Origin of the sequence: Streptomyces sp. NBC_01669 (genome assembly GCF_026339735.1) — a bacterium.
GTDB classification, from domain to species: Bacteria; Actinomycetota; Actinomycetes; order Streptomycetales; family Streptomycetaceae; genus Streptomyces; species Streptomyces yanii.
Genome location: NZ_JAPEQG010000001.1, coordinates 1109206 through 1121292 on the forward strand (window position 1 = coordinate 1109206; position 12087 = coordinate 1121292).

The 12087-nt window shown below is 69.3% G+C and carries 6 protein-coding genes and 2 pseudogenes; 4 read left to right on the plus strand and 4 right to left on the minus strand.

Annotated features, from left to right (window positions below; genetic code table 11):
- Window positions 1–579: 579 nt before the first annotated feature.
- Complete coding sequence (locus OG972_RS04960) at window positions 580–4713, minus strand: carboxypeptidase regulatory-like domain-containing protein (RefSeq protein WP_266978608.1); 4134 nt, start codon at window positions 4711–4713, stop codon at window positions 580–582.
- A gap of 571 nt (window positions 4714–5284) precedes the next feature.
- Complete coding sequence (locus tag OG972_RS04965) at window positions 5285–5419, minus strand: hypothetical protein (protein WP_266978604.1); 135 nt, start codon at window positions 5417–5419, stop codon at window positions 5285–5287.
- A 707-nt stretch (window positions 5420–6126) separates the two neighbouring features.
- Between OG972_RS04965 and OG972_RS04970 the strand changes: the two genes are divergently transcribed.
- Together OG972_RS04970 and OG972_RS04975 are read left to right on the plus strand one after the other, a co-directional pair.
- Window positions 6127–7317 carry an NAD(P)/FAD-dependent oxidoreductase gene (locus OG972_RS04970; RefSeq protein WP_266978610.1) on the plus strand — a complete coding sequence of 397 codons (1191 nt, stop codon included), beginning with the start codon at window positions 6127–6129 and terminating at the stop codon, window positions 7315–7317.
- Window positions 7318–7327: 10 nt separating this feature from the next.
- Window positions 7328–8263: a sigma-70 family RNA polymerase sigma factor gene (locus tag OG972_RS04975; RefSeq protein ID WP_266978612.1), complete on the plus strand. Its 936-nt coding sequence runs from the start codon at window positions 7328–7330 to the stop codon at window positions 8261–8263.
- 237 nt (window positions 8264–8500) lie between these two features.
- Here the strand turns inward: OG972_RS04975 and OG972_RS04980 are convergent.
- Together OG972_RS04980 and OG972_RS04985 are read right to left on the minus strand one after the other, a co-directional pair.
- A pseudogene (locus tag OG972_RS04980) lies at window positions 8501–8692 on the minus strand (integrase); the annotation flags it as partial.
- A gap of 27 nt (window positions 8693–8719) precedes the next feature.
- Window positions 8720–9727, minus strand: a pseudogene (locus OG972_RS04985) (IS200/IS605 family accessory protein TnpB-related protein); the annotation flags it as partial.
- A gap of 120 nt (window positions 9728–9847) precedes the next feature.
- Here OG972_RS04985 and OG972_RS04990 point away from each other — a divergent pair.
- Both OG972_RS04990 and OG972_RS04995 read left to right on the plus strand, forming a co-directional pair.
- On the plus strand, window positions 9848–11314 hold the full coding sequence (locus OG972_RS04990; RefSeq protein ID WP_266978614.1) for an SDR family NAD(P)-dependent oxidoreductase: 1467 nt from the start codon (window positions 9848–9850) through the stop codon (window positions 11312–11314).
- Between the two features lie 161 nt (window positions 11315–11475).
- The gene (locus OG972_RS04995) at window positions 11476–12021 is read left to right on the plus strand and encodes a GNAT family N-acetyltransferase (protein ID WP_266978616.1); all 546 of its coding nucleotides are present in this window, start codon (window positions 11476–11478) and stop codon (window positions 12019–12021) included.
- Window positions 12022–12087: the final 66 nt, after the last annotated feature.

The window sequence follows — 12087 nt, forward strand, 5'->3', positions numbered from 1 at the left end:
TCATGCGATGAGGAAACGCGAGAATATGTTCATTACCGTGCTTCCAGAAGCTGGATCAACCGGACGGGGTCGGCACTTTCCAGCCCCGAGGTGGTGCTCGGGGACACGAGGGTTTCGACAGGACACGGTGCACGAGAATTTGCTCGTCCCTTCTGCCGGACGACAGGTTCGCGCGGACTTTACGACCGGCGGCACAACCCCGTCATCGGCTGAATGTCGGGACGATCCCAGCGCCAGCCCGACGAATGTCGAATGGTGCAGACCCCGACGGCTCTACACCCCCGCCTGAATATGCAGAAACACCTGGCCGGGCTGGCTGTCGGCCAGGTGTGCCCAGCGACCTGTGGTCCCGGCCAACTCGGCATGGCGTTCGAGCGGGGTCGCCACGCGCGGCATCGACCCGGTCGTTCCCCGGCCGCTCGTCGCCGATCAGCGGCCCAGAGCTGCCCTGCTCACCCCCGCCCGCTGCGGACCGGGGGCGGCCGAGAAGGGTGGCGGCCCCGCCATCGGATCGGTGGCGGGGCCGCGACCTGTCCGTGCGGGGCCGGGCCCAGGCCCGGCCCCGCACGGAGCGTCAGATCAGGTGCAGGTTTGTTTGAGAGAGAAGTCGGCCGTGGTCGTCTCACCCCCCTTGATCTTGACCGATCGGGCCTGCGGCGCCGAGCCGTCCTTGGACGCGGTCACCGTGAGCGGGCTGTTGCTGACGTCGAGCCAGAACACGTACTGACCGTTCCGGTCGGTCTTCAGGGTGTAGGTCGCCGTCTTCGAGGTAATCTGCACGGTCGCTCCGGTCAGCGGCGCCGACGTGCCGGCGCAGTCGACTCCGCTGACCGTCCCGGTGATCTTTCCCCAGGTCTTGGGCGGGTTCACCGTGAGCGTCACCGGAACCGACGCGATCGCGTACGGGGTCTGCGCCCTGATCGTGAGCAGCGCGGTGAACGTGCCCGGCTGCGTGATTGCGGCGACGTTCGCGTTGAAACTCACGTTGACGTCGACGCTCTCGCCCGGCTGGATCGTCACCTCGGTCTTGTCCTCTGAGAGCCAGGGGACATCGGTCGCGCAATAGCCGGGCAGCAGCTCGGATTTCTTGGTCGCGGCCCACCCTCCGGTGGTACCTCCGATCTTGTAGAAGCCGCAGGCGGAGCCGCCGCGGTAGACGGTGTTGTTGGAGTTGGGCAGCGCGGTCCAAGTGTCGGAACCCGGGTCGTAGGCGAAGCCCCGGTTGGTGATCGTGGTGAGGCCGTTGGTCACGCCGCCGGACACGAGGAACTTGCCGTCTGACACCGAGTAGCCCATCCCCCACAGGTCGATCGGCAGGTCGGCAACGCGAGTCCATGTGGCGGATGCAGGGTCGTAGCTGTAGGCGTGCTTGGTGGAGGTAGTGCCCGGCGACCCGCCCGCGCAGTACAGCTTGTTCGCGATGGCGCCGCAGCCGAGAAGGGCGAGCGGCTCAGGGTAGGGCGTGGCCGAACTCCAGGAGTTCGAGGCCGGGTCGTACACTTGCACATCGGTCTTGTAGGAGCCGCTCATGGAGCCGCCGATGATGTAGATCTTGCCGCCCAGGACGGTCACGGCGCCGGCGCCACGCGGTTTCGGCATGTCGGCGCCTGCGGACCAAGTACGGCTCGCCGGGTCGTAGATCTCGGTCTTGGCCACGGTCGTGTATGCGTCCCAGCCGCCGAAGACGTAGATCTTGCCGCCATAGGCGGCCGCCTGCGCCGCCATGCGGCCGGCCCTCAGGTTCGGCAGAGCACTCCACGCCTGGGCGACCGGGTCGTAGACGTATGCCTTGTTTGAGACGGAGAAGATTCCGTCGGTTCCGGCGATCGAGTAGACCTTGCCGTCGAGGGTCGCCACGGCGTTGTCCATGATCGTCGTGGGGTAGTCGGCCACCGTCGTCCACGGTGCCGCGTACGGCGTCGCCGACGGCTTGGCGGTCGCCGTCTGCGCAGTCTTGCCGGGCCGGAACGGCTCGGGGCTGTAGTGTCCCTTCACCTCTTGCAATGGAGCACCCTTCTGCGCCGCGGCGGGCTGGTGGCTGCCCGGCCACTCACCGATCTTGGCGGTCACCGGGGCGGTTCCGGTGTTCTTCAAGGTCAGGGTGGAGCTGCCCTGGCCCTTCCAGTCGACGGTCTTGCTGAGCTGGGCCGGGTTGACCTCGATCCGGGGTGCGGGCAGGGCGAACGTGCCGTCCGATGCCTGGTCCGGGGCCACGTTGACGGTGATGTCCTGGGCGCTGTAGTTGCTCCCTGCCGTGGCGGTGAACGTGTGCTTCCCGGTGAGCGAGGAGAACATCCAGTAGAAGCCGTCGCCCAGGTTCGGGTCGTTCGGCGTCGGCAGCGCGATTGTCTTCTCCGCGGGCTTGTCGGCCGACGTCACCGAGGCGCCGTTGATCCCGGCCCCGGTGTTCTTGTCGGTCACCCGGCCGACGACCAGGCCGCCCGGTACCGGGTCACACGTGCGGTCGCCGAGGTGGACGTCGTCGACCTGCCACCACCACCCAAGGCTGGCGGTGAAGTGGAACCTCACCTGGACGTTGGCCTTGCCGGCGGCCTGGGACAGGTCCACGAGCTCGGTCCGCGGCCCCCGGGCGCTGTCGATGGTGTGGTGCCAGACGTTGTTCCACGTCTGGCCGCCGTCGACGCTGAGATCGACGCCCCCGGTCTCGCCCGAGAAGCCCTTGTAGTCGGTACGGAAGGTCAGGGCCGGGTGGGTTCGCCGGCTGAAGTCCATGACCGGGCTGATCAGCGAGCTGTCCTGTGACTTGCCGACGCCGTATTTCGCGCTGTCGATGATGGCGAAGCCGCCGGACCCGCCGGTCTGGTTGCCGCGCTTGCCGGGGTCGTTGAACACCCAGGTCTGGCCGTTGCCGACCTTGTCGTCGACGGTCCAGCCCGACGGCGCTGTGGTGCCGTCGAACGACTCGGCGGTGCCGTCGTAGTGGAGGCCGTACCCGGCCGTGCTGCAGGTCGTCCAGTCGACCGACGCGTTGACATCATGCGTCACATCCGCCGAACCCACCTGCACATCCTGAGAGTTCCGCTGGTAACCCGGATACAACGGGTCGGCCTGCAGGGTGTAGGTGTCCCCGGCGGGCACGCTCAGCGTGTACTTCCCCGTCCTGGGGTCGGTGTAGGCGACCGCCGTCGGCTCGCCCTTGACCCGCACGGTCGCATACAGCGGCCAATCATGACCGGAACCGTCATGGACCGTGCCGGTGACATTCACGCGCGACTTCGCGGTCAACGCGAAGTTCTCGGTCACCGTCTGGCCGTCGGCGAGCGCGACACCCGAAACGGTCTTGGTGGCGTACCCGAACTTGCTCGCGCTGACGTCGTAGGTTCCCGGTGGAGCGATCAGGGTGTAGTGCCCCTGCCCGTCTGTCGTGGCCGTGACGTCACCCACGGTGACCTGGGCCGAAGCCAGCGGAGCGGTGCCGTCGGTGACGGTACCGCTGACAGTGCCGTGCGGCCCGGAGCGGAACGCGGCGACCCCGTTCGGGGTGCCGAGCCCGGTCGGCCCGTCATACCCCGGCCCCGCGGTGCACAAGTACGCAGACGTGCAACTTCCGTTGCTTCCAGACGTCACATCGTTGAGCGCGTAGGGCTGGGCGTAGGGGTAGGAGTTGGGCGCCGAACCCGCCGCAGGCGTCCCGGCTATCGCGTAGACCGAGGCGATGATCGGGGCGGACGCGCTGGTGCCGCCGAAGATCTGCCAGCCATTGTTGTAAACCGCGACACCGGTGTTCGGGTCCGCGACCGCGGACACATCGGCGACCGCACGACCCGCGCAGCCGGTGTCCTTCTGGAACGACGGCTTGGGCTCGAACCGCGAGCAGCCACTGCCCGCACCACTCCATGCGCTCTCGGCCCAACCGCGGCTGGTGGAGGTGTCCTTGACCAGCGAGGTGCCACCGACCGCCGTCACATACGGCGACGCGGCCGGATACTCCACCGCATAACCGTTGTCGCCGCTGCTGACGGTGATCGCGACACCGGGGTGGTTGAAGTAGGCGTCGTCGGCCTGGGTCTCGTCGGAACCTTCGTTGCCGCCGTAGCTGTTGGAGACGTACTTGGCGCCCTGGGCGACCGCCTGGTTCACAGCCGCGCCGAGGTTGGTCATGTAGCTGTCGTCGGCCTCGACCAGCAGGATCTTGCAGGTCGGGCATGTCGCGCTGACCATGTCGACGTCCAGTGCGATCTCCGCGGCCCACCCGGAGTTCGGTGACGGATAGTCCGTGCCGCCGCGCTGGTCGATCTTCTTGAAGCAGCCGTTGGCCGTGGTGCACGGCGGCAGCCCGTACTGCTGACGGTAAACGGCCAGGTCCGCCTCGGCGTTCGGGTTGTCGTACGCGTCGACGATCGCGACCGTCTCCGTGGAGCCGGCGGCGGGCAGGTTGTACGCGCTCTGCAGGTCTGCCGGACCGAAACCGGTGGGAGCGGCATCGGACTGGACGCCCTTCACCGCGGCGACATCGGTGCGGACCATGGCAAGGCAGGACATCTCGCCGGCTTTTGACGGCGTGGCGCACACCCGATTGGTGGGGTGCCGACCAGGCGAGGTGGGGCCGGCGGCCTTCGTGGTCGGGACAGGATCGTTGGCGGATGTGGTGGAGGCGGAGGCGGAGGCCGCGGCCGGTAAAGCGATCACCGTGAGTGCGGCGACGGCGAGCGCCACGATCAGCGCGCAGACGCGTCCGGCAGTCGTGGTCAACGCGACCGGACGCGATCTGCGGCGCGATGGCCGCGCGGCGGGGGGATGAGACACGTACACCTCTCCTACGGGGTGCATGCAAACCCGAATCGTGAATTCCTAATCAGGCAGATCTCGGCTCAGTCGTACTTCTTCAGCCGCAACTCGTTTCCGCGGCCCAGCGTGCTTTAGTACTGACTGGCGTCGTGATCACGGGGAGCTTTTCGGCCGGATGATTTCGGCCGCGATCAAGCCGGGATTTCCGTCGCCGCCATAGTCCGAGGCAGATTCCAGCACGTGCTCACGAATCGTGGCCCTCGCCACTCCTCATGCGATGAGGAAACGCGAGAATATGTTCATTACCGTGCTTCCAGAAGCTGGATCAACCGGACGGGGTCGGCACTTTCCAGCCCCGAGGTGGTGCTCGGGGACACGAGGGTTTCGACAGGACACGGTGCACGAGAATTTGCTCGTCCCTTCTGCCGGACGACAGGTTCGCGCGGACTTTACGACCGGCGGCACAACCCCGTCATCGGCTGAATGTCGGGACGATCCCAGCGCCAGCCCGACGAATGTCGAATCGTGGTCGTCTTCACGCCAGACGGTGTCGCGGGGCGATGCTCGAGATCCGGGCACGGGCGGAGATCTCGGCGGCCGACAGGTGGGCACGACTGGTGACGACGATCGCGACCTGCTTGCTGATCGGCCGTCCGACCAGGTCGGTCACATCACGGCGGATGACTGCCCGTCAGGTGGCCGTAAGGCAGGCCGATGCCGTCGTCGATGGCGGTGGTCCACCGGTTGGTCCGCCCGTGGCCGGGCTCGCAGGTGATGTCATCGGGCACGGTGCCGATCAGTTTGCGTCCGATAGCGACGGCGGAATAAAGCCGCCAGCAAGCGCGTTGACGCACTGTCACTCAGCACCCGCACGCTCATGCAGCCTGCCCAGTCCGGTGTCGCCTTTCCTGAGCAGCTCCACCGAACCGGTCGGCGGCTGCTCACGACCGGCCCCACCCGCAAGGGAGAAAAGCGACCGGAGAAGCGCATCCTGGGTGCGCAGTCGCACCCAGGATGCGGATCCGGCGACTGCCGTGCTCGATCACCGCGAACACGAACAGCCGCGCCCCGGACAAGGTGACCGTCTCCAGGAAGTCGCACGCCAGCAGGGCCTCGGCCTGCGAGCGCACGAAGTCCGCCCAGTACTCGAACTCCGTTCGGGCGAGGGGGCGACCCCGGTGTGATGCTGACCGATAGTTGGCCATCTCGATCCGTAGTTGGCCATCGCCCCGTTTCGACTGCCCAAGACAGGCCCAAGCGTCTGTCGGAGGCTCAGCTGCTCGCCTTAGTTCGGTGACCCGCGTCACACCCGACTCCTGTCAGTAATCGGGGCGCCGTCTCGTTCAAGGGGCACGCGAACGAGACAGGAGCAACGCCATGAAGCACCGCATCGTCGTACTCGGCGCCGGATACGCCGGGGCCTTCGCCGCCGGAAACCTGGCCCGCCGGCTCTCCCCCGCCGACACGGAGATCACCGTCGTCAACGCCGTGCCCGACTTCGTTGAGCGGATGCGGCTCCACCAGCTCGCGATCGGCCAGGACGTCGCGTTCCGCAAGCTCGCCGACGTATTCGCGGGCACCGGGGTGCGGCTGCGCCTGGCGCGCGTCACCGGCGTCGACCCCGAGCGCAGGACCGTCGCCGTGACCGGCGAGGACGGCGACGGCGAGTTCGCGTACGACACGCTTCTCTACGCGCTCGGCAGCTCCGTAGCCCACCATGGCGTCCCCGGCGTGGCCGAGTACGCCTTCGATGTGACCGGCCTGTCCTCGGCGCTGCGTCTGCGCGAGCGCCTGGCCGGCCTGGGCGAGGGCGGCACCGTGCTGGTCGTCGGTGAGGGGCTGACCGGCATCGAGACCGCCACCGAGTTCGCCGAGTCCCGGCCCGACCTCTCGGTCGCGCTCGCCGCGCGCGGCGAGCTGGGCGCCTGGCTCTCCCCGAAGGCCCGCCGTCACCTGCGCCAGGCCTTCGACCGGCTCGGCATCACCGTCCACGAGCACACCGGTATCGAAGCCGTCGAGCCGACACGGGCGATCGCCGCCGACGGTACGTCCATCCCGGCCGACGTGACCGTGTGGTCGGCCGGGTTCGCCGTGCACCCCATCGCGGCCGCCAGCGGCCTGGAGGTCGCCGAGACCGGCCAGATCGTCGTCGACCGCACCATGCGCTCGGTCTCGCACCCGGACGTCTACGCTGCCGGTGACTGCGCCTACGCGACCGGCGAGAACGGCCGGCCGCTGCCGATGTCCTGCGCCTCGGCCGGCCTGACCAACATGCAGGCGACCGCCGCGATCATCGCGCGCCTGACGGGCAGTGAGGTCCCGACCACCGGGCTGAAGTACTACGGCAACCACATCAGCCTCGGGCGGCGGGACGCGATCTTCCAGATGGTAGACGGGGACGTCCGGTCGAAGTCCTGGTACCTGGGCGGCCGGACCGCCGCGCGGCTCAAGTCGGGCGTGCTCAAGGGGGCCGGATCGGGCATCGCCCACCCGACCTTCGGCATGCCGAAGCGCAAGCGCCGCCTGGCCACCGCGCCTGATCGGGTCGGTGTGAGGGTCGCCGCATAGGCTGTACCGCATGGACAGCGCAGCCATCGATCGGTTCGAGGCCGGCCGGGACCGGCTGGCCTCGCTCGCGTACCGTCTGCTCGGCTCGGCCGCCGACGCCGAGGACGCCGTGCAGGACACGTTCCTGCGCTGGCAGGCCGCAGACCGCGAACGGGTCAAGGTGCCGGAGGCGTGGCTGACCAAGGTCGTCACCAATCTCTGCCTCGACCAGCTCCGCTCGGCGCAGGCGCGCCATGAGCGCGCTGTCGGAGACTGGCTGCCCGAGCCACTCCTCGAGGGCGACTCGATGCTCGGCCCTGCCGATACCTTCGAGCAGCGCGAATCGGTGTCCTTGGCTGTACTGACCCTCTTGGAGCGCCTCTCGCCGGCCGAGCGGGCCGCCTACGTCCTGCGCGAGGCCTTCTCGTACCCCCACGCCGAGATCGCCGGGATTCTCGACATCACCGAGTCCGCGAGCCAGCAGCATGTCCACCGGGCCCGGATCCGGGTCGCCGCCGAGCGCCGCGGCGGCGAGGTGGACCCCGCGTCCGCGCGCCGGGTCGTCGAGGAGTTTCTCGCCGCCGCCGCGTCGGGGCGCACCGATCGGCTGGTGGCGCTGCTCACCGACGACGTGACGGCGGTCTCGGACGGCGCCGGACTGGCCAGGCGGCTGTTGCGGTACAAGACGCGCGAGCGGGTCGCCTCCTACGTGCGGGCCGGCTTCAAGCCCACTCCGGCGAAGCGGCGGCTGGCCGGCGGCTCCCCCGCGATCCACGTCGCGCTGGTCAACGGCTCCCCGGCCGTCCTCGCCGTGGTCGACGACCGGGTCGTGGGTGCCGTGGCGTTCGAAGTCAGCGACGGCAAGGTCGCGTCCCTGCGCGGCATCGCCGCCGCGGACCGGCTCGCGCGCCTCAATGAGGCCTGGCGGCAGCACGAACCCGACGCGCCGGTCATCAACGCATGGTGACCAGAGCCACCGGAATCCAGTGACCTGAGTCGGAGCGAGGACGGCACCCCTTCGGCCCCCGCGCTGCACAGCAGCACGGGGGCCGAAGCACGTCGGTCTCCCGAATCAGACTCGGCCATGCAGTTCGGATCCCCGATGGCCAACTAGCGGTCGACGCAGTGGCCAACTACGAATCGTCACGGAGGGCTGACCAGGGCGGATCCGAGCGCCCCTGGCCACCTATCGCTCGAAGTCACACCCGGCCTCGTTCACGATCTCCCGTACGGTGGAGGCGGCCACCTTCACGCCGAGGACCATCAGTTCGCCGTGGAGTCGGCGATATCCCCAACTGGGATTCTCCCGCGCCAGGCGCAGGACCAGAACGCGGATGGAGCGCACCGTCCGCAGCCGTCCCGGTCGCTTCGGCTGGAACTCGGCAGCGTGGCGGCGGCTGGCTGCCGTTCGGCCTGACCGTTCCTAACCAGTGTGCGTAAGTGAGCCTTGGACCCACTGCTGCGTACTGGGCGCATCCCAAACGGTTTTGGATGCGCTGGGTTCCCGTTTTCGCGTCCCGCTCGGCGACGGCCCTTCGTGGGCACGGTCCGTTGTGGGTGGGCGGGTTCCCTCACGCCCCCGGTCACCTGGTCCGGCCTGGACGGTCCGATGCCCCGCACGATCACTCCGGTCGTGCGGGGGCGGTGCCGTCCTTCCCCAAGCTCTCAACTCCGTTCGAGCAGGGGATACCCCATCCCGGACCGAGTACCCAAGGGCGCGTCGTCCGATCGCGATACCGGCGGCATCGTGACGGGACATCGTGCGGTGGGAGGTGGCCAGCGGTTTCTGCCAGTGCTGGGCACCCCACAGGGAGGTGTAGGCCAGGTCGACCGCAACGATCGCGAGCCCCTGTTCGGCGGCCATCGACACCAGCCGGGCCTTGAGCCTGCCGGTCGGGATACCGGAGATGAGCTGCCCGAACCGCTTCTGGCGGCCGTGCTTCTCGCGGGTCTTCTCGGTGGTGAAGTCGAGGTCTTCGATGCCGATCGCGGCGACCCCGGCACGCACCGCCCAGTTGATCAGCCGGGTCAGCGCGTGGCAGAGCTGCGCGTCGCGGTGACCGGCGGTCCCGGACAGGTCGAAGCGGAAGCGGTGCGGGTCACCGACCGGGTTGCCGTGGACATCGAGCCGGTAGGCGGCGAAGTGGTCGGCGTTGGTGTCGACGCCGATCATGCCCCGGGCGCGGGCAGTCTCCAACGGCATGGTCTGGACGACGGGGCGTTGCCAGGACGCGGTGAAATACCAGCGGCCTCGCTCCGTATCGAGGTGGATGCGGTAGGCCACGGCCCGGTTCGCGGTGATGCGGTCGGCCCACTCCGCACCCCGGTGCGCAAACGAGATCCGGGAGGCGAGGACGTACCGGCCGTGCCCGGCGTTGGCCAGGTGCGCGAGCGGGACGGGCAGCTTGATCGACACTTCGCCGTCCGGGGTGTCAAGCAGATCCGCGACGCCCAGCTGCACGTGTTCGGCGGCTGCGGCCACTGGGTGCAGCTGGAGCGGCAGGCCGAGTTCGAGCGGCTGGTCACCGACTTCCTCCAGGAGCGCTGAGCCATGGCCACCCCGGCACCGTACGCAACCACGGAACCGGCCGCCCGCTGGCTCGACGGCGACGTCGCCCTGATCACCGGTGGCGCCGGCGGCCTCGGGCGCGCCGTGGCACTGCGGTATCTCGCCGAAGGCGCCCGCGTCGCGGTGTTCGACCAGGACGCCGAGCAGCTGACGGCCCTGGTCGGGGCCGCGGGAGGGCACGCGGACCGGGTGCTCGCCGTCACCGGTGACGTACGCTCGACGAAGGACCTGCACGCGGCGGTCGCCGGAGCCGTCGAGCGGTTCGGGAAGCTCGACATCCTGGTTCCCAACGCCGGGATCTGGGACTACCACCGCAGTCTCACCCGGCTGACCGGCGAGGAGCTGGCAGCGGCGTTCGACGAAGTCTTCGCCGTCAACGTCAAGGGCTATCTGCTCGCCGTGGAGGCAGCCTGGCGCGAGCTGGTCGCGACCCGGGGCAGCATCATCAATCTGTGGCGGAACGCGGTGAACGTCGACACCATGGTCGACACCCGTCCCGGCCACGTGAACCTGGCCCTCGCCCCGCTCTTCCACATCGGCGGGCTCAACGCCCTCACACTGCGCACCCTGACCCGCGGCGTCGTCGTCGTACGCCGCTCCTTCGACCCCGAGCAGTGCCTGGCCGACCTCGTGGCGCACCGGGTCACCAGCATCTTCGCGGTCCCCGCCATGTTCGCGGCGCTCACCCGTGCCCCTGGGTTCCGGGAAGCCGATCTGTCCGCGCTGCGCGCGGTGATCGTGGCGGGCGCCGCCGTACCTCCCCAGCTCATCCGGGACTACGCGGAGTCGCACGGGGTGCTGCTGCAGCAGGCGTGGGGGCTCACCGAGACGGCACCGTTCGCCACATATCTGCCGGCCGCGCGCACCCTGGAGAAGACCGGTTCGGCCGGTCTGCCGATGCCGTACACCGAGGTCTGCCTGATGGTCCCGGGCGGGGGCGGCGTCATCGACGAGCCCCAAGTGCGCGGTGAGATCTGCGTGCGCGGTCCCAATGTCGTCGCCGGCTACTGGAACAACCAGCAGGCGACCCGGGAGGCTTTCGACGACGCGGGCTGGTTCCACAGCGGCGACATCGGCTACCGCAACGAGGACGGCCACTACTACGTCGTCGACCGGCTCAAGGACATGATCATCAGCGGCGGGGAGAACGTCTATCCCGCCGAGGTCGAGCGGGTCCTGAGCTCCTTCCCCGGAGTCCACGAGGTGGCGGTCGTCGGCATCCCCGACCCGAAGTGGGGCGAGACCGTCGTCGCCGTACTCACCTGCGAGCCGGGGGTCGAGCCGACGCTCCAGGAAGTACGCGACTTCGGTTCCGGCCGGCTCGCCCGCTACAAGCTGCCCACGCGCGTGGTCCTCGCCCCCGAACTGCCGCGCAACGCAAGCGGCAAGCTGGTCAAGGGCCAGGTACGGGACATCGTCACCCACCAGGCCGGGCCGACCGGCAACTGATCCATCGCCCCGGCACCCACCGACCGGCCGGGACTCCTCCTCCCCCGGGCCACGGCCCGCCCGTCTCCCCCGACCAAGGGACGGGCGGGCAACTCCCACGGCCCGGGGCCGTCCCGGGCCCACCGCACGCCGGGATCCCCCCACCACGAAGGGTCGCGCCCATGACACTCACCACCGTCGGCCACCGCCCGCTGCCCGTGTCGGCGCTCCCCGGTCACATCGCCGGATGGTCACTGCGCGCCACCGGGTCCAAGCCCGTTTCCGACGCCGCCCCGTTCGGCCCGGCCCCGGCAGACACCGTCCGCGCGTACACCGCAAGCACCGGCCACGACGGGCCGCCGGTCGTGCGCGTGACGATCCATCGGGTGCTGCACCATCCGCTGCGCGGCTGCTACCCGGTAGGCGCACACGATCTGCTGCTGGAGCTCGTCACCACGGCGCCGCAGCCCCCGTCTGCCGCCGACGGCCCGGACACCACCGCGCTGCTCGACTCCCTGGTCGCCGCCCTCTTCGCCGCCGATCCGTCCTGCCGCCGCATCATGACGGCGCCCGCCATCGAGGACACCGCTGCTCAGGAGCAGTACGCCGCCGGGGGCTTCCGCCCGGTGGCCGAGGCCGATGTGCATGGAGGAACCGTGCTCCTGATGGTGGTCGAACCTGCGCAGGTCACCACCATCACCACGGCTCTGTCCGACATGCCGCACTGACACACCACGTCCGCAAAGCCGTATTGCCCCTGCCGTCGGCGGCTCCTCCTCGCCGTCGCCGCGCCC